The organism is Pararhizobium mangrovi, assembly GCF_006516965.1.
GTDB classification, from domain to species: Bacteria; Pseudomonadota; Alphaproteobacteria; order Rhizobiales; family Rhizobiaceae; genus Pararhizobium_B; species Pararhizobium_B mangrovi.
Genome location: NZ_VHLH01000023.1, coordinates 33,450 through 51,249, shown reverse-complemented (window position 1 = coordinate 51,249; position 17,800 = coordinate 33,450). Strand labels below are relative to the sequence as shown.

The 17,800-nt window shown below is 65.1% G+C and carries 14 protein-coding genes; 5 read left to right on the top strand and 9 right to left on the bottom strand.

From position 1 onward, the window contains the following. Window positions 1-110: 110 nt before the first annotated feature. The 5 genes from FJU11_RS18345 to FJU11_RS12525 all read left to right on the top strand — a co-directional run bounded on the left by FJU11_RS18345 (window position 111) and on the right by FJU11_RS12525 (window position 8,726). Window positions 111-4,133, top strand: a complete 4,023-nt coding sequence (locus FJU11_RS18345; protein WP_181408174.1) for a hypothetical protein — start codon at window positions 111-113, stop codon at window positions 4,131-4,133. Next, window positions 4,130-5,998: a glycosyltransferase family 2 protein gene (locus FJU11_RS12540; protein ID WP_181408173.1), complete on the top strand. Its 1,869-nt coding sequence runs from the start codon at window positions 4,130-4,132 to the stop codon at window positions 5,996-5,998. Before FJU11_RS18345 ends, FJU11_RS12540 begins: the two co-directional genes overlap by 4 nt. A 210-nt stretch (window positions 5,999-6,208) precedes the next feature. Next, window positions 6,209-7,336, top strand: coding sequence for a cobalamin-independent methionine synthase II family protein (locus FJU11_RS12535; protein WP_141167405.1), 1,128 nt, complete (start codon window positions 6,209-6,211; stop codon window positions 7,334-7,336). Then, window positions 7,336-8,031, top strand: coding sequence for an alpha/beta fold hydrolase (locus tag FJU11_RS12530; RefSeq protein ID WP_141167404.1), 696 nt, complete (start codon window positions 7,336-7,338; stop codon window positions 8,029-8,031). The genes FJU11_RS12535 and FJU11_RS12530 overlap by 1 nt, the downstream gene beginning before the upstream one ends. Beyond that, a complete protein-coding gene (locus tag FJU11_RS12525) occupies window positions 8,031-8,726 on the top strand; it encodes an RraA family protein (RefSeq protein WP_141167403.1) in 696 nt (231 codons plus the stop codon). Before FJU11_RS12530 ends, FJU11_RS12525 begins: the two co-directional genes overlap by 1 nt. 61 nt (window positions 8,727-8,787) lie before the next feature. Here the strand turns inward: FJU11_RS12525 and FJU11_RS12520 are convergent, their stop codons facing one another. The 9 genes from FJU11_RS12520 to FJU11_RS12480 are packed head-to-tail and all read right to left on the bottom strand — an operon-like array spanning window position 8,788 to window position 17,799. Then, complete coding sequence (locus FJU11_RS12520; protein WP_141167402.1) at window positions 8,788-9,759, bottom strand: cupin domain-containing protein; 972 nt, start codon at window positions 9,757-9,759, stop codon at window positions 8,788-8,790. 58 nt (window positions 9,760-9,817) lie between these two features. Continuing rightward, window positions 9,818-10,786 carry a nuclear transport factor 2 family protein gene (locus tag FJU11_RS12515; RefSeq protein ID WP_141167401.1) on the bottom strand — a complete coding sequence of 323 codons (969 nt, stop codon included), beginning with the start codon at window positions 10,784-10,786 and terminating at the stop codon, window positions 9,818-9,820. Further along, a complete protein-coding gene (locus FJU11_RS12510; protein WP_141167400.1) occupies window positions 10,787-11,809 on the bottom strand; it encodes a LacI family DNA-binding transcriptional regulator in 1,023 nt (340 codons plus the stop codon). Continuing rightward, a complete protein-coding gene (locus tag FJU11_RS12505; RefSeq protein WP_141167399.1) occupies window positions 11,809-12,576 on the bottom strand; it encodes an SDR family NAD(P)-dependent oxidoreductase in 768 nt (255 codons plus the stop codon). The genes FJU11_RS12510 and FJU11_RS12505 overlap by 1 nt, the downstream gene beginning before the upstream one ends. Next, window positions 12,573-13,631: an ester cyclase gene (locus tag FJU11_RS12500; protein ID WP_210242887.1), complete on the bottom strand. Its 1,059-nt coding sequence runs from the start codon at window positions 13,629-13,631 to the stop codon at window positions 12,573-12,575. The genes FJU11_RS12505 and FJU11_RS12500 overlap by 4 nt, the downstream gene beginning before the upstream one ends. Before the next feature lie 2 nt (window positions 13,632-13,633). Further along, the gene (gene hisD / locus FJU11_RS12495) at window positions 13,634-14,959 is read right to left on the bottom strand and encodes a histidinol dehydrogenase (RefSeq protein WP_210242886.1); all 1,326 of its coding nucleotides are present in this window, start codon (window positions 14,957-14,959) and stop codon (window positions 13,634-13,636) included. A 41-nt stretch (window positions 14,960-15,000) separates the two neighbouring features. Further along, a complete protein-coding gene (locus FJU11_RS12490) occupies window positions 15,001-15,540 on the bottom strand; it encodes an ester cyclase (RefSeq protein ID WP_141167398.1) in 540 nt (179 codons plus the stop codon). Between the two features lie 8 nt (window positions 15,541-15,548). Next, window positions 15,549-16,760 (bottom strand): carbohydrate ABC transporter permease, encoded by a 1,212-nt coding sequence (locus tag FJU11_RS18625; RefSeq protein ID WP_141167397.1) that lies wholly within the window; start codon window positions 16,758-16,760, stop codon window positions 15,549-15,551. Window positions 16,761-16,770: 10 nt separating this feature from the next. After that, a complete protein-coding gene (locus tag FJU11_RS12480; protein ID WP_141167396.1) occupies window positions 16,771-17,799 on the bottom strand; it encodes a carbohydrate ABC transporter permease in 1,029 nt (342 codons plus the stop codon). Window position 17,800 lies beyond the last annotated feature (1 nt).

Sequence of the window (17,800 nt, the reverse complement as noted above, 5' to 3'; positions counted from 1 at the left end):
CGAAAATTCGGGTGCGGAACTGGCATGCCCGAAGGGCGCCATGATATCCCGGGACACGCAAGGGTTGACGCCGTCAGATCTGAAAAGTGTGCACTATGAATGACGTCGAAATGGCCGCGAAATTCGTAAGGAGCGAACGCCGCAGCAGTGAGCTGGAGTACCTGCGCGGCGAGGTCGAGCGATTGCGCGAAAGTCTCGCTGCGCGTGACGATGTCGCCGAGCGTGCGATCGCCGCACGGCGGAAGACCGAGCTCGCCTTTTTGGAGATGGAGCGCGAGGAACGCGAACTTCGAGAGCGGGTCGCGGTGCTGGAACGGCGATGCACCGATCGCCAGGCGGCACTGGAGGAGACGCATGCCGCGCTGCGCGATCGTGACGTCGTCCTGCGCGAGCGCGAAGCCGCATTGAGCGACCGCGACGCCGCGCGGCGGGCCGACAAGGACCGGCACGACCTCGAACTTCGGGAAGAACGCAAGCGCGGCGAAAGAAGCGAAGAGGCGCGAGCGAAGCTCGAAGCGGACGTCGCGGCTCTTCGGTCCGCCTGCGAGAAAATGGCTGTCGACTACGAGGCCGCGAAATCACGTCTCGTCGCGCCGTTGCTCAAGGAACGAAACGCGCTTGCGCACCATGCGGACCTTCTCGAGAGGCGCTACGATGCGCTTCTGCGTAGCAATAGCTGGCGCGTCACACGGCCGATCCGTTTCGTTATTCGCGCCGCATATCGGCTCGCCCGGCGCACCAATACGCCGAACCATAAACCGAAACGCCCCGAAACGACGCCTGCGCGCCACGTCGACGAGGCGTTCGCCGCGTTCGGGCTCCCTTTGAAGACCCCCCCGGAATACGTTGCCCATAGGCAAGCGGACGACCACGCGGCTTCGGCGACATCCGATGACGATACCGTTCGCGCAGGCGGCAAAACCGGTAAGCCTCGATCCGAAGAAAAGTTAGAGAAGCGGCGGGATCACGCCATTCCGGTGTTCGAAGGCGCGAAGTCGCGGCGCCATTCCCGGGTACCTTTCGAAGCGTTGCGCGAGCGAGCGCTGAAGCGGCGCGAGACGATGGATCTCGGCAAGGTCGACACGCTCGTCCAGTTCGCCGGGTTTCCGCGTTCGGGACATTCCATCATCGGTTCGCTGATCGACGCCCACCCGGCCGCGCTCGTGTCGCACGAGCTCGATATGGTCGGCCTCGTGGAAGAGGGCTTTTCGTCCGAGGAGATCTTCGCGTTGATCGCCGAAAACTCCGCGGCGTTCGAAGCGAGCGGACGGAGCTGGAACGGCCATTCCTATCGGGTTCCGGGCGCAAGTGGCGGCCGCGCCGAGGCGCCGAAACTTCTCGGCGACAAGAAGGGCGACTGGGCATTGCGCCGCCTGAGCGAACGCCCGGAGATCCTTTCCGCGGTCGACGGTGCCTTTCCCGCTCAGCGCAAGGCATGGATCTCCGTCGTTCGGAACCCGTTCGACAACGTCGCGACGCTCAGCCTGCGCAAGGGCCGCCATTACGACGCGTTGCGTATCGCCGCCGGCGACGAGACGGAGTTCAAGGCGCGACTGAAGCAGGAGCGCGGATCGATCTCCGGCAGCGTCCTGCCGGAAATGGTGGAGGACTATCGAACGCTCTGTGCGGGGCTTGCCTCGCTGAAAGCCCGTGTCGCCCCGCAGGACTGGCTGGAAGTGCGCCACGAAGCCTTCGTCGCCGATCCGGCCGCGACGATGGCAACAATCTTCCGTTTCCTCGGTCTGGCGGAAGATGAGGCCGCTCTCGCCGGCGCCGCAGCGATCACGCATGCCGCTCCCAACAGCAGCCGCCACGACATCGCCTGGCGGAAGGAGGACCGCAAGGCCGTCGACGGGCTCGTGCGCACGCACGATTTCCTGAACGGCTATACGTTCGACGACTCGGCCGACGGTTCGGCCCGAAGGACGACCGTGCCTGTCGCCCCATCAAAGACGGAAGGAGCACCGGAATCCGCCGAAGTCCGGCCGCTTCGTGGCGTTCGGCTCTTTTCCTGCGTCGGCCTCGATGCGGATGCTGCGCTGCTGGCGCCGTTTCTGGATCACTATATCGGGCTCGGGCTCGATCCGGCGACAATGCACCTCATCCTCAACCAGGCCGAACGCGACGAAGCGAAGCTCGCCGCCGCGCATCGCGTGCTCCGCGACCGGGGCGTCGGCGAACCGGACGTATGGATCGGGGCCTATACGAGCGAGACGATGTGGGAGCGCCGGCGCGAAATGCAGCAGCGCTGCTGCGCTGCCGATGACTGGGTGGTGAGCGCCGACGTCGACGAATTCCACGTCTATCCCGCTCCGCTTGGCGACATGATCGCCTGGATGGAGGAAAACAGGTTCGACGTCCTGGACGGACCGATGATCGACCGGCTGGCCGTAGACGGGACGCTGCCACCGATCACGCCTGAGCGGTCTCTCGATCGACAGTTTCCCCTCGAAGCCGACATCATGTGCACGGCCGGCAAGCGCCACGGCGAGAAGGATGCGACCGGAACGGTGACCATGATGCTCTTCCGCGCACGCTTCGAGCCGGGGCGGGGTGGTCACGGCCCACTGCAAAAGAACGCGGCCTTTGCCTACGGCATGAACCTTGCTGCATTCCCGCGCATCAAGGATCCGGCGTTCCGGTTCCGCTTGCCGGCGCGGGTGAACCATTTCAAGTGGCACGGCGCGGTCCAGGCCTCGATCGAACGGCGGATGAATACACCGGGGGCAAGCACGGCCGGCACGACCTACGGCCAGCGCATGCTCGACTATCTGGCGAAGGGTGAGGGAAGGGTGGACGTCGACACCGTTCCCGTTCGCGGTCCGATGGACCGCGCGCCGGCCGACTGGAAGGGTGCCTTTGCCGATTATCGAAGCCAGGCGCGCGCGTTTCGAAGTGCAAACCGGACGATGCGCAAAGCAGGGACGAGTAGCGGCGCGCCCGAGGCTTCTGCCGGATGGCGCGTGCGCCAGCTTACGAGCGGAACCGGGCAGGCGCGGTTCCACGCGCACAGCTACTACGACATTCCGGTCGTCGACTCCGCCGAACGTCGGGCGGTCGCCTTCGAATCGAATTTCTCCGAGCGATGGATGACGCCTGCGGATGAAATCACAATCGGGCTGGTGGATATCGAGGCCGGCGGGTTCACGCCGGTCGGCACCTCGGCTGCGTGGAGCTGGCAACAGGGACCGATGGCGCAGTGGCACCCCTCGGGCGAACGACTGTTCTGGAACGATCGCGACGGCGACGCCTTCGTCGCGCGACAGTTGAACGTTGGGACCGGCCGTGTCTCGACGCTGCCCCGCCCCGTCTACGCGGTGGATCCCGCAGCGGTGTTCGCACTCGGCGTCAACATGGCGCGTCTCGACGAGGCGCGACCCGGGTACGGCTATACCGGCGGTGCCGGAGCAAAGCTCGAGGAGGATGCGCCGCTCGACGACGGCATCTGGCGCATGCATCTCGAGACGGGCTTCAACGAAATCGTTCTTTCTCTTGCGCGCGCTCGCGAAGCGCTGATGGCTTATCTCGATCGCGAAGAGCGGGACGAGCATCGCGCGGCGGATCGCATCTACTGGTTCAATCACGTCAAGCTGTCGCCATCGGGAAAGCGCTTTACCGCGAAGTTTCGATGGCGCGACCGCGGTCCGAAGATCCGCTGGAAGGGCACGATGGGGGTGAGCGTCACCTGCGGGAGCGACGGGACCGACCTGCGCATCCTTGGACGCGGGACCTCGCACGTCATGTGGCTCGACGACGATCGGCTTTACTGCTGGCACCAGGCGGAAGGCAATCTCGGTCTCTTTTCCGACACGGCGCCTTACGGCACGAAGGAACGTGCGCTCCTGCCGGAAACGATCACGCGCAACGTCCACATTCGCCATCTCGCCGAAGACCCGGACCTTTGGGTGCTCGACACGCCGTATCAGGAGCGGGTGACGGTCGCGCTCCTCGATGTTGCAAGCGGCGAACAACGGGAGATCGCCGCCTTTTCCAACCACGTGCCGAACCACGGGCCGTTTCGCTGCGATCTCCATCCGGTCCCGACGCGCGACGGGCGTCGCATCCTCGTCACCTCGCTTCACGATGGCGGCCGGCAACTCTACGTCATCGAACACGAAAGCCTCAACGAATGAAGCCTGCGGCGAACGACATCACACTGGCCCTCACGCTGCTCGTGCGCGACGAAGCGGACATCATCGATACGGTGATCGATTTTCACCTGCAAAGAGATATCGACGTCATCATCGTCACCGACAACGCTTCGCGTGACGGTACGCGCGAAATCCTTCGCAAGCGCGCCGAACGCGGCGAGATCGTCCTCTTCGACGAACCTTCCGACGCCTACGAGCAGGATCGGTGGGCGACACGCATGGCCCGCATCGCTCGCGACGATTACGGCGCGGATCGGGTCATCAGCAGCGATGCGGACGAGTTCTGGATGAACCCGGCCGGTACGCTGAAGCAGGCGCTCCGCGGACGGCGAGAAAAGGCCCTGAGATGCGAGCGCCGCAACATGGTCGGCGACCGCGACCGGCTTGCGACCGACGGCTGGCAGCAGACGCTCGCCTATCGCGCGACACCGCCGCGCGCCATGCCGAAGCTTGCCGACCGGATGCGCGACCCGCTGCCCGCTTCCTACTTTACGCTTTCGCAACCCCCCAAAGCCGTCTTCGCGACGCGCGATCTGCACCATATCGAGCGGGGTGCCCATTCGGCATCCTACGAGATCGGCGAGGCCGATGTCGGCACGTGCGACATCGTCGTCTATCATTTTCCGGTGCGAAGCCGGGAGCGCTTCGAAGCATCCGTGAAGCGGATCGGAACAGCGGTCGACGCGAACCGTGACCTTCCGCAGAAAAAGTCTTGGAAGTACCGCCGCTGGAACCGAATGCGACAATGTTCCGGTTCCATCGACGACGCTTTTCGCGAGGCGTTGCCGGACGCCCGCGCGCTCCAGGCCGGGGTTCTTGCGGGCGAACTCAGCATCGATACGACGATGCGTTCGTTTTTCGAGGCACGGGCTTCGGAACGGGAGACGAGCGTATCGCAGGCTCACAGGATCGAGCGACGATCGGTGGCGGAAGCATTGGGGCGGATCGTGCTCGTGACCGGTTGTGGGCCGACCGTGGATTTCGATGCGCTCCTTCGCCGTCTCGGCGCCTTCGGGCCGGATCGAAACGACAAAGGCGCGGTTTGCAAGCTGCACGCCTCGGTACTTCGCGATCAAGGCATCGCACCGGAAATCGCGCTTCACGGTATCGGCAACCTGTCCTTGCAGGACGACGTGACGACCCATGCCTCGGCACTTTTCGAGGCGATCTTCCGGGACGTTCCCGCGCTGGACCTGGTGGTTTTCAGCGAGCCGAGCCTCTGCCGGCTGCTGCCTCTGTGGAATAGCATGGCGGATTCCTGCGGCCTCGCGGTTGCGACCGTGATCATGGTTGCCGACCCGCTCCGTTATGCAAATCGCCTTCAGGCAGAGCACGGCCTTCCGATCGAACAAGGCCTTGTCGGCTGGCTGCGGTGTGCGCTGGCGTGCGAAGAGGCGAGCCGCGATCGGCCGCGCGTCTTCCTCGACGCGACGCACTGGCGCAGCGACTGGCGGAAGGCGATGCGTTCGCTTGAAGCGGTGACGCCGGGGGTCTGGCCACCACGCGACGAAGCCATCTGCATGGCGATCGATCGGGACTTCGCGGCGACGGCCGGCGAAGACGGGCCTCGCTTCGCGACGATCGATAAGGCGGTGAAGGTTCCGGACCTGATCCTTCGCGCCCACACCCTTCTTTCGGACCTGGTCGAAGAGGGCGAAACGCCCGAAGCACTCGCCGAACTCGATACGATCCGGCAATCGTTCGATGCGGCGTGCGAACTTCTGGGTCCCGCCAACGATGCGTTGTACCGCATGGCCAGGGATCGCGAGTACCGCCCGGCAAACGCGGCAGGCCGCCCGAGCTTGCGAAGCCGGGTCTTTGCTCGTCCGGCGACCGCCAACGGCTAAACCGACATTTTCGCGTAAGATCGTCGGATGGAAGCGATGCATGTGGCGCTTCCGTGCAAATGCGAAATTGTCGGTTGCCGGCGCGTACCGGTAACGGAAATCCCTCGAACGCGATCGTACCCTCACCCCATACAGGGCTCCATTGCAATCGCATGCAAAACGCAGGTATGAAGGGTCGATCGTGAGATGGAACGGAACGGGGAGGACATCATGAAGCGGGTCAAGGCAACGCATGTCGGTTCGCTGCCACGCACGCAGGAAGTGGTGGATTTCATCTTCGCGCGCGAGCACGGCGAAACCTACGATCCGCAGGCCTTCGACGAATGCATGCGGCGCAACGTCTGCGAGACCGTGCGCCGGCAGGTCGAGGCTGGCATCGACATCGTCTCGGACGGCGAGACCTCGAAGATCAGCTACGCGACCTATGTGAAGGACCGCTACACCGGCTTCGGCGGCGACAGCGAGCGCAATGCGCCGGCCGACCTGAAACTCTATCCGAGCTATCTCAAGCGCGTGGCGGACAGCGGCGGCACGCCGCAATATGCGCGACCCCAATGCATCGGCGAGGTGCGTTCGAAGGGACAGGGCGAACTCGAAACCGATATCGACAACCTCAAGGCGGCGATGGCCGAACATGGCGCGGAACGCGGCTTCATGAACGCCGCCTCGCCGGGCGTGATCTCGCTTTTCCTGCAGAACACCTATTATCCGACACGCGAGGCGTATCTTCAGGCGCTCGCGGACGCGATGAAGGCGGAATACGAGACGATCGTGGCGGCCGGGCTCGACCTGCAGCTCGATTGTCCGGACCTCGCGCTTTCGAGGCACATGCTCTTTGCCGATCTTTCCGATGCGGAGTTCGTGAAGATCGCCCGTCAGCATGTCGATGCGCTGAACCATGCGCTGGCCGACGTTCCGGCCGAGCGGGTGCGCATCCACATCTGCTGGGGCAATTACGAAGGCCCGCATGTCTGCGACATCCCGATGAACGAAGTGTTCGAAACGCTGATGGCGGCGAAGGCGCGCTACGTGCTCTTCGAGACCTCGAACCCGCGCCATGGGCATGAATGGACCATCTTTCGCGACCGAAAGAGCGAAATTCCGGAAGACAAGGTGCTGGTGCCGGGCGTCGTCGACACCACGACGAACTTCGTCGAGCACCCGGACCTGGTTGCAGAGCGCGTTCGACGGTTTACCGATATCGTCGGCCCGGATCGGGTCATGGCAGGCAGCGATTGCGGTTTCGGAACCTTTGCCGGTTTCGGCGCCGTCGATCCCGAGATCGCCTATGCCAAGCTCGCCGCGCTCGCCGAAGGGGCGAAGCTGGCCGCCGGGTAATGAACCCGCTGCTCGTTCTCCTTCCCGGCATGATGTGCGATGCGCGTCTCTTCGCGCCGCAGATCGGCGCGTTGTCGGCGGGCCGCGCCATCCACTGCGCCCCGCTGGGGGAAACGGATACGGTGGACGGGCTCGCCGAAGCGGTGCTTCGCGACGCGCCGCCGCATTTCGCGCTCGCCGGCCTTTCGATGGGCGGCATCGTCGCGATGGCGGTTCTTGCGGCTGCACCCGAACGGGTGGCACGCCTTGCGCTTCTCGACACGAACCCGCTTGCCGAAAACGAAGCGATGCGGGCGAAACGCGGACCGCAGATGGAACGCGCGCTCGGCGGTGGCCTTGCGGCGGTCATGCGCGAGGAGATGAAGCCGCATTACCTCGCTCACCACGCCCGGCGCACGGAAATTCTGGACCTATGCGTGGAGATGGCGCTCGCGCTCGGCCCGCAGGTCTTCTGCAATCAGTCGCGTGCGCTTCGCGACCGGCCGGACCGCCAGGCGGTGCTGCGCGAGGTACGGGTTCCGACGCTCGTCCTTTGCGGGCGCGAGGACGAACTCTGTCCCCTCGCTAGGCACGAACTGATGCGCGATCTCGTGCCCGGTGCGCATCTCACCGTCATCGACGATGCCGGACATTTGCCGACGCTCGAAAAACCCCAAGAAACGACGGCGGCGCTCGCCCGCTGGCTGGAGGAATGATGGACGATGCCCTTCTCGACCTGTTGAAGCAGGTGGATACGCCGACCGTATGCAACGCGATCGAGGTCGCAGAGGGCCGGCGTGGTTTCGATCGGTTCACGCGGCGGACCGTGCTTTCGAGCGCGCCGGAGGCCGGCGCCATCGTCGGACGGGCGCGCACCGCACGGATCGCGGCCGTCTCGCCGAGCGAGGAACCGGCGGAAACGGTGCGTGAACGGCGCATGGCCTACTACCGCTACATGGCGGAGGGGCAGGGGCCGTCGCTCGCCGTCGTCGAGGATATGGACGGGGAGACGGCTGTCGGTGCCTTCTGGGGCGAGATCAACACGAGCGTCCACAAGGGTTTCGGTCTCGCCGGCGCGCTGACCAACGGCGTCATGCGCGATCTTGCCGATCTTGCACCGGGCTTTCCGGTGATCGCCGGTTCGATCGGGCCGAGCCATGCCTTCGTGCATGTCGTCGAGGTGGCCGGTCCGGTCGAAATCTTCGGCATGCGCGTCGAGCCCGACGACTGGCTCCATGCCGATCGCCATGGCGCGGTCGTTATTCCCGATGCGGTGCTGCCCGATCTCCAGAAGGCGATCGGCACGCTGCAACGCACCGAACGGATCGTCCTCGACGCGGCACGCGCGCCCGATTTCGACTTCGACCGGTTCGAGGCTGCCTGGGCGGCATTCGAGAAGGCGCGAACCTGATCCGGCCGATCACCCGACCGCGAGCCGGTTTCGAACCGGCGCGTGGTCGGGTCGGCTCCTGTCACGGCTTCCAGGTGGCGCCGGCGGTATCGTCGGTGTTGGAAACGCGGTAAAGGCTCGCTTCGCCCGACATGGACGGCTCGAGCGTGTGGTCGAAGTCCGGCGGGACGGCGCAGGTATCGCCGGGCGCGAGGATCATCTCGCCACCGTCGAACGCCATCTTCCAATGGCCGCGCATGACCATCAGCACCTGATGGCGTTCGCTCTTCTGCGGCGTGCCGGCGATCGACGCCCCGTTCACGAGCTCGACGTCGAAGCCGGGCCGGTCGCGGATCAGCCCTTCGGCGCCGACCACCTTCACCGGCTTCTTCTCGGCCATCGCCATCAGATCGTTGTAGCGGGCGACGTAGTGCGGCACGACGTCCTCCGCCGGCGTTTCGGGTATGGCCTTCAGTTCATCCTCGTTCAGCACCGGCATCGGGCCGACGCCATCGGGAAGGGAGTGGCCCTTCTGCGTATCGTAGAGCTTGCCGTTCTCGCCGAGCACCAGCCCGTGGTCGCGCGCGTCCTCGATGACCTGCGGCGCCCAGACCACGCCGCCGCCGGCGTCGTCGCCGCCGAGCATCGACATGATCATCCCGTAGTCGGTGCCGACGTTTTCGAAGCCGCGGAAGATGCCGGTCGGAATGTCGAAGATGTCGCCTTCCTCGAGCACCACTTCGCCGGCCTTGCCCCAACGGCCCCAGAAGAAGCGCCAGCGGCCCTTCAGCACGAAGAAGATCTCCGCCGTGCGGTGGACGTGCAGCGAGTTGCGGCAATGCGGCGGCTGGCCGGCGGCGCCGATGTTGAAGCCCGGCGTCTCCTTGATGTGGACGTGCTGGTCGGCGCTTTCGGAGACGCCGCCGCCGATGATGGTGAAGTTCTCCTTCTGGTTCGAGCCCGGCGTATGGGCATCGATGAAGGCGGTCCGGCACGGCTGGAGTTCGCCGTAGCGCACGGTGCGTGCTGCGATTTCTTCGAGCTTTGCGGTCATGTTTTCCTTCCCTTGGGCTGCTTGTTCGATCGCTGCGCCCGATGCGGGCGCGGTGCGCTTATCCGGTCTTGAGAATGATCTGCTTCCAGATCGCGGTTTCGTCGTAGAGCGTATATTCGCGGCGCAGGCCCCACGGACCGAATTCGGCGTGCGAGACGCCGAGAACGTAGATTTCCGCACCGGTCGGACGGCCGAAGACGCCCCATCCGTCGTGCTTGCCCTGCAGGCTCCAGCGGATCGCAGCGCGCGGAGCCATCATGGAATCGTCCCTGCCGATCCGGTGCTCGATCCTGAAGCGGGCGTGTGGGAAGCTCGCCCTCAGGCCGATCCAGAACCGGTCGGCCTCGCCGTGGCCGTGGCCGGTCACGCCGCCGGGATATTCCAGTTGGCAGGCCCGGTCGTATTCCTTCGGGATCGAGCCGAGGTCCGCATCCATGATCCGTTCCAGAATGGAAGCGTATCGCTCGCCCCACGCGTCGTCGTTGCCACGGCCCGTGTAGGGACCCTTGCGATCGGTCTCCGGCGAAAGCGGTCGGACGCAGTTTTCCGGCCCGCCCTCGCGCTCGATGAGGTCGCGGGCGTAGGCCTCCGGGGTCCAGCCCATCTGGCGAACGATCGCGCCCTGATCGCGGATCAGCCACTCGTCGTCGATCTGGTTGTCGCGCGCATGGCAGTCGGCGATGATGCGATAGGTGAGCTTGCGCCCCGTTGCCGGACCGTAGGCGCCGTGGCCGAGATGGGTCGCGGTGGAAAGCAGCCGGTGCGAGGAAAGCATGCCATCCTCGGGGCTGCCGGACCAAATGACGTCCTCGCCGAGCAGCGTCCGGTCGGGAAACTCGGCGAGCGTCGCCATCGTCGCCGCGATCACCCCCTCGTTGCCGACCACGACCGATGCGGGCGAACGCACGACGATGTCCGGGGCGTAGTATCGGTGAAGCGTGGCGATGCCGCGGTCTTCCCATATCTCCTTGGTAACGCCGATGATGTAATCGGGAAAGTCCGAGAACTTCGTGTCGAAGCCTTGCATCTAGTCCGTCCGTGCTTGGGGTTTTCTGGCCGAGCTTCGCAGGATCAGCGGAGCCTCGATGGATACCTGTGTCGGTTCCGTGCCCGGATTTTCGATCTGTGCGAGCATGGCGCTCACGGTTTCGGCCACCATCGCATTTGCCCGCTGGCGCACCGTCGTCAGCGCGTAGACGGGCCATGCGGCGAGCGGCACGTCGTCGAAGCCGACGACGGAGACGTCGTCCGGAATCGAAAGGCCGAGTTCGAAACGGAGCACGTCCATCACGAAGAAGGCCATATGGTCGTTGGCGACGAAGACGGCGTCCGGCCGGTCGCCGGTGTCGAACATGCGCCGGGCGGCCTCCCGCGCGGATTCGGGCGCGAAATTGCCGACTTCGCGGGCGTAGAGCTCCGCGCCGCATTCCCGAAGGCCTTCGAGGAAACCGGCCTCGCGCTCGCGCTGTGTGGAGGCGCCTTCCCAGCCGGCGATATGGGCGATGCGCCGGTGGCCCGCGCGGGCGAGGAGCCGACCGACCTCACGCCCGCCGGCGACGTTGTCGGAGCATACCGACGTCAGGGTCGGATCGTTCTGATGCCGGTTGAAGAGGACGACAGGAACGCCGGCCGCCTTGCACTGGCCGCCGAGCTCGGAGGAAAGCGCGACGGAGGCGAGGATGATGCCGTCGACCTGATAGTCGAGGATTTCCCTCAGCACGCTGTCGATGTTGCCGGCTGTCTGCGAGGCCATGAAGACCAGCACGTGGTAGCCCTTCGCCTGTAGCGCGTTCGAGAGCTTCTCGAGCGCTTCGGGATAGAAGTGGTTCTCGAGATAGGCGACCACGAGGCCGATGATGCGGCTGCGCCCGGTGATGAGCGAACGGGCGAGAACGTTCGGCCGGTATCCGAGCGTATCGGCGGCTTCGCGCACCTTGTCCGCCGTCTTGCGCGAGACGGAAGAGCCGGGCGTGAAGAAGCGCGAGACGGCGGACTGGCTGACACCGGCGAGCTTGGCGACTTCGAAGGACGTGATCTTTTCCTGCGCCATCAGCCCGCCGTCCAGCCGCCGTCGACGCGGAGCGAGGTGCCCGTCACCATGACGGAGAGATCGCTTGCGAGGTAGAGCACCGCGCCCATGATGTCGCCGGCTTCGCCAACGCGCCCGAGGCGGATCTTCTCCTCGATCCAGCGCACCTTGTCGGGTTGGGCGAAGATCGCCTCGGTCATCGGCGTGCGGATGAAGGTCGGTGCGATGGTGTTGACGCGGATGCCGTCCTTTCCCCACTCCATCGCCATCGCCTTCGTGAAGCCCTCGACGGCATGCTTGGTCGCGCAGTAGACAGCTCGGTCGACGCCGCCGACATGGCCCATCTGGGAGGAGATCGTGATCAGCGAGCCCGGCTTTCCGGCTTCGATCAGCCCCTTTGCGACGGTCTGGGCGAGGAAATAGGCACCGCGCAGGTTGATCGCGCAGACGGTATCGAAATCGGCCGGCGTCGTTTCGAGCGCCGGGGAATGGCGTCCGAGACCGGCACTGTTGACGAGGATATCGTAGGGTCCGGCCCGCGCCACCGTTTCGCCGACCGCCTCGACGTCGGCGATATCGAGCGTCAGGCCGGATGCCGCGTGGCCGGCCTCGCGAATTGCGGTGACGGCTTCGTCGAGCCGCTCGGCGTTGCGCGCGGCGAGCGTGACCTCGGCACCGGCCTCGGCGAGAGCGGCCGCGCAGGCGAAACCGATACCCGACGAGGCCCCGGCGACGAGCGCGCGACGGCCGTCGAGGCGCATCGTGGGTGTTTGCGGGAGCTCGCTCATGCTGCCTGCCTTCCGGTATGGGGATCGAAGCCGGTACGTGCCTTGTTGAACTCGCGCATACGCCCGAGCACGTCGACGCCGAGTTGGTCGTAGGCGTGAAGCAGATCGATCAGCACCCAGTTCTCGCGGATCCGGCCGTTTTCGAGCCGCCAGAAATCGAGGCTGCGCAGTGCGATGCGGGTTCCGCTCGGCGCGATGCCCATCCAGCCGTCATGGCTGACGGTCTGGACCATGTTCGGCCAGCCGGTAACGGCGGCGTAGGCGCGATCGGCGAAGAAATGATGCGTGGTCCCGCCGGCGTCGCGACCGCGATCGGGCATGGCGTTCAGGAACGGGATCTGGTGCCAGTTCCGAAACCCGTCGATACCGCGTCCGGTACCGATGCCGGCGGGGCCGTACCAGCTCATGCGTTCGTGCCAGAAACGGGCCATTTCCATGACTTCGGGACCACCCTGGCTCGGATGGCGCTTCATATGGTCGAGCATGTCGACGACGAGGCCGCGCGTCGCCTCGCTCGCCTGCGCGTCGTACGGTCCGGCGACGATACCGTCCTGCGTCGCCGGTCCGGGAACGTGCCATTCCCGTCCGAGGCCGGGTGCCATCGGCCAGGCGCCCGCCTGCATCATGAGTTCCGGAATGTCCCAGATGGCCTGGATCTCGACGACGCGATCGTCTTCCATCCGGAAGAACTCGTGGAAGCGCAGATGGACCTGATGCCCGGTCGGCGGAATGTCGAGCCACGGATGCGCGAAGCGGCCGGTGTAGTAGCCCGCGCAGCCGATCCACTGGCGGCCTTCCTTGGTCGGCCCGGCCATGACGATATAGTCGCGCCGTTCGAGATCCGGGATCGCCTGCAATAGCGGTGCATAGGCCGTATCGTAGAAAGCTTCCGGACCTTCGACGTCGCCGAGCGGATGGCACAGACGGATGCCGGCGCCCGGCGCGACGACGTCCGCAAGCGCGTCGCGCACGCCGGCTTCGCAAAAGTCGTACATCGCCGCACGAAGCGGCGCGATCCGCCCCTTGCCGCGCGTCGGTCGATCGGAAGCGTCCATGTTCATTCGTCGGCGTCCCGCCGCGGGGCCGCTTCGCCATAGGGCACGTTGATGCCGCCATAGCGGCGAACGCGCAGATTGCACTGCTCGGCATGGCCGACGAAGCCTTCGAGCATGCTCAGCCGCGAGCCGTAGGCGCCGATGCGTGCGGCGGCCTCGTTCGTCAGCACCTTCTGGTAGCTGTGCGTCTTTAGGAACTTGCCGACCCAGAGTCCGCCCGTATAGCGGCCCGCCTTCTTCGTCGGCAGGGTATGGTTGGTGCCGATGACCTTGTCGCCATTGGCGACGTTCGTGCGCGGTCCGAGGAAGAGCGCGCCGTAGGACGTCATGTTTTCCAGGAACCAGTCGTCGCGGTCGGTCATCACCTGCACGTGCTCGGAGGCGATCTCGTCGGCGACCCGCAGCATCTCGTCGTAATCGTCGCAGACGATGACCTCGCCGTAGTCGGCCCAGCTCTTCGCCGCGGTATCCGCCGTCGGCAGGATCGCAAGGATACGCTCGATCTCGGCGAGCGTATCCTCGGCGAGCCGGCGCGAATTCGTCACCAGCACGGCGGGAGAATTGTAGCCGTGCTCGGCCTGGCCGATGAGGTCGGTCGCGCACATCTCCGCGTCGACGGTCTCGTCGGCGATCACCATCGTTTCCGTCGGGCCGGCGAAGAGGTCGATGCCGACGCGCCCGAAGAGCTGGCGCTTGGCTTCGGCGACGAAAGCGTTTCCAGGGCCGACCAGCATGTGGACCGGGGCGATCGTCTCGGTGCCGATCGCCATGGCGCCGACCGCCTGAATGCCACCGAGGCAGTAGATCTCGTGCGCGCCGCCAAGATGCATTGCGGCGATGACGGCGGGGTTTGGCTCGCCCTTGAAGGGCGGCGTCGCCGCGGTGATGCGCGGCACGCCGGCGACCGACGCCGTCAGCACCGACATATGCGCCGAGGCGACCATCGGGAACTTGCCGCCCGGCACGTAGCAGCCGACCGATTGCACCGGAATGTTCTTGTGGCCGAGAAGGACGCCCGGTTCGGTTTCGATCTCGATGTCGCGCATGGAGGCGCGCTGCGCTTCGGCGAAGGCGCGCACCTGCGCTTGAGCGAAGCGGATGTCGTCGAGATCGCTCGCCGGAACCTTTGCGACGAGGGCCTCGACGTCGCTTTCCGACAGGCGAAACGCTTCGGGCGCGTAGCCGTCGAACTTTTCGGAAAGCGCGCGGACGGCTTCGTCGCCGCGCTTTTCGATATCGCTCAGTGTCGTTTCGACGATCTCGCGGGTGCGCGCATCCTCTTCGGAACGTTCGACCGCGCTGAGGCCGCTCTTCAGATGCTCAGCCATGATGCGTTTCCTCAAGTCCTGGTTCGTTGCTGCGCCACGTTTCACGCGGCGTCGGGTCTCGGCGGGATCTTGCGCCCCGCATCGTACTCTTCCCATCCATGGCCCGAAAACGGATCGACGCCGAGCTGGCGCATGACGTGCGGAAAATCGACCATCACCCAGTTGTCGACGATCTTTCCGTCTTCGACCTTCCAGAAGTCCATGTAGCGGATCTCGACGCGCTTGCCGGTCGGGGCGATGCCCATGAACTCGCCGGAATGCGTCGCCTCCTGGCGGCCGAAGGCGGCCATCCACTCGCCCTCGGCAAGCCGGGCTTCGTCGATGCACACCTTGTCGGAAAAGGCTGCCTGGAAGGGGCGCTGCCAGTTGTCCTGGAATTCGCGCAGACCGTTCTTCGTGCCGCAGCCGGCATTGCCCATCCAGTGGAAGTCCGGGGCGAAGAAGGCGCCGATGCCGTCGATGACGTGGTCGTTCAGCCCGTCCACCATGCCTTCGACTACGGTGCGCGTCTCCTCGGTCTTCGACCGGTCGTTGTCGCGCGTCAGCACTGCCTGTTCGGGTCGCGCATTTCGCTCGGTCATGTCTCGCATCATCCTTTCACCGCGCCCTGCGTGAGGCCGGACACGATCTGTTTCTGGAAGACGATGACCAGCAGGAAGAGCGGTGCCGTGATGGACACGGCCGCCGCGACCGCCTGGACCTGGTCGGTCGTCGTGGTTTCGCGGTTGAAGAAGCTCGTGATCGCCGGGACCATCGTCTGCGATTGCGCATCGAGCAGCAGCGAACACACGAGGTAGTCGTTGTAGGCGAGCAGGAAGGAGAACAGCCCCGTCGTGATGACGCCCGGCCACATCACCGGCATGATCACGCGGCGAAACGCGCCGAGATGCGAGCAGCCGTCGACCCTTGCCGCCTCGTCGAGTTCGGCGGGAATGTTCATGAAGAACGAACGCAGCATCCAGATCGTGAAGGGCTGGTTGATCGAGACCAGCACCATGATGACGGCAAGCGGCTGGCCGTAGAGCGTCGGAGGTTGGTCGGAAAAGAGGTGGAAGAACCACGCCGTCGCATGCCAGTTCCACAACGGCGCCAGGAACTCGCGCGAATGGATGAAGACCGGAAGGTAACCCGTGACAAGAACCGAATGCGGCAGGGCGCGAAAGATCAAGGCTGCGATCAGCAGCCAGAACGCCACGTTGCTGCGGGTGCGCGCGAGGCCGTAACCGGCGAGCGTGCCGACCGTCAGCGAGATGACGACCGTGCCGGTCGTGACGATCATCGAATTGATGAAGTTGTCGTAGAACCGGTAGCCGATCCATACGGCCCGGTAGTTCTGCATCGTCAGCCCCATCATGGGCCTGGCGAGGTAATCGAGAACGGGAATGTGGGAAAGGATCGCTTCGACGACGCGTACGATGGCCGGCAGGATCCAGAAGAGGCCGAGGATCAGTGCGATGACGTAGACGAGGGCAGCAAGCAGCCAGCCGAGCCATTCGCGTCCGCCGAGCGCCAGATAGCGCGCGAACCGCCGGCCGTGATGCTCGGCGCCGTGGTAGGCGAGCCAGAGGGCGAACGCGCCGAGCACGAGCGCCGTCACCGACAGGCCGCCGCGTTCGCGAAGTGTCGTGAAGCCGAAGATGACGCGCAGCGGATCGGACGCGAAGGCGTCGATCGGCAACTTGAACGACATCAGGGTGATCCACAGCAGCGGGAACGCCGCGAGGATCGTCCAGAAGACGATGAAGCCGACGGTGGCGAACCGCAGGACGAAGGGCTGGCGAAGGACGGCGGTATCGTTCATGGGAGCATCCTCAGCCTCTGCCCAGATGCTCGCGCCACGCACGGCGCAGCAGCGGTATCAGCAAAATGACGATGCCGATCAGCGTCAGCATCGACGATGCCGAGGCGCGCGAGATCGCGCGGTTTCCGCTCGAATCGGGAACCAGCAGATCGTAGGTCAGCCATTGCAGGGAAATGCGATGCGCCTGGCTCGAAAAGCCGATGATCTCCTCGAAGACGCGGTAGGCGTCCATGAGATGGATCAGCGCGACGAAGGTGATGAGCGGCGCGAGATGCGGAATGATGACGTAGCGCAGGCGCTCGACGCGCGAGGCGCCGTCGACGATCGCCGATTCCATGACGTCCCGGTCGACGGTCTGCAGCCCGGCATAGAAGATGACGAAGGCGAAGGGGGCGACGTACCACACGCGGAAGAACAGCATGAGCAGTTCGAGCGACCAGCCATGCGCGAGAATGGCGAAATGTTGTGAGAGCAGCCCGTTCAGCGCATCGGCCATGATTCCGTTGCCCACGAACAGCCAGCGCATGGCGAGCGCGCCGATGATGGGCGTGATGATGAACGGCAGCAGGAAGGTGAAGATCAGCGGCCCGCGAACGGCTTGCGTCACGTTGTTGAGTGCGAGCGCCGTCAGCATGCCGAAGCCGATCACGAGGGGCAGCGTCACGAGGGTAAAGGTCAGCGTGAAACGCAGCGCCCGGTAGAAGTCGATATTCAGAAGGTCGCCGATGCCGTTTCCGGCCGCCGAGAACGCGGCCTTGACGGCTGCCGGCTTCAAAAGGCTCCGATAGGAGCCGAGACCGACGAAATGCGTTTCCGTCTTGGGCACGCCGTCGGGGCCGAGGACAGGCTCGGTACGCGTGCTCTCCGTGCAGGTCTGCTTCATGAAGCCCGGAGAACAGCTCTTCGTCGTAACCTCGTGGAAAACCTGATGGGTGACGAAGAAGCTCTGCACGAACACGCTGACGAGCGGAACCGCGATGAAGAGCGTCATCAGGAAGAGCGACGGGCCGACGAAGAACAGGAATATCCGCGGTTTCAAA

Bases quoted from the DNA above. Each gene is read 5' to 3' on its own strand.
- FJU11_RS12525 (WP_141167403.1), top strand. From the start codon at position 8,031: ATGGACGATGCCCTTCTCGACCTGTTGAAGCAGGTGGATACGCCGACC.
- hisD (WP_210242886.1), bottom strand. From the start codon at position 14,959: ATGGCTGAGCATCTGAAGAGCGGCCTCAGCGCGGTCGAACGTTCCGAA.
- FJU11_RS12510 (WP_141167400.1), bottom strand. From the start codon at position 11,809: ATGGCGCAGGAAAAGATCACGTCCTTCGAAGTCGCCAAGCTCGCCGGT.
- FJU11_RS12490 (WP_141167398.1), bottom strand. From the start codon at position 15,540: ATGACCGAGCGAAATGCGCGACCCGAACAGGCAGTGCTGACGCGCGAC.
- FJU11_RS12520 (WP_141167402.1), bottom strand. From the start codon at position 9,759: ATGACCGCAAAGCTCGAAGAAATCGCAGCACGCACCGTGCGCTACGGC.
- FJU11_RS18345 (WP_181408174.1), top strand. From the start codon at position 111: ATGGCCGCGAAATTCGTAAGGAGCGAACGCCGCAGCAGTGAGCTGGAG.
- FJU11_RS12535 (WP_141167405.1), top strand. From the start codon at position 6,209: ATGAAGCGGGTCAAGGCAACGCATGTCGGTTCGCTGCCACGCACGCAG.
- FJU11_RS12505 (WP_141167399.1), bottom strand. From the start codon at position 12,576: ATGAGCGAGCTCCCGCAAACACCCACGATGCGCCTCGACGGCCGTCGC.
- FJU11_RS12540 (WP_181408173.1), top strand. From the start codon at position 4,130: ATGAAGCCTGCGGCGAACGACATCACACTGGCCCTCACGCTGCTCGTG.
- FJU11_RS12500 (WP_210242887.1), bottom strand. From the start codon at position 13,631: ATGGACGCTTCCGATCGACCGACGCGCGGCAAGGGGCGGATCGCGCCG.
- FJU11_RS12515 (WP_141167401.1), bottom strand. From the start codon at position 10,786: ATGCAAGGCTTCGACACGAAGTTCTCGGACTTTCCCGATTACATCATC.
- FJU11_RS12530 (WP_141167404.1), top strand. From the start codon at position 7,336: ATGAACCCGCTGCTCGTTCTCCTTCCCGGCATGATGTGCGATGCGCGT.
- FJU11_RS18625 (WP_141167397.1), bottom strand. From the start codon at position 16,760: ATGAACGATACCGCCGTCCTTCGCCAGCCCTTCGTCCTGCGGTTCGCC.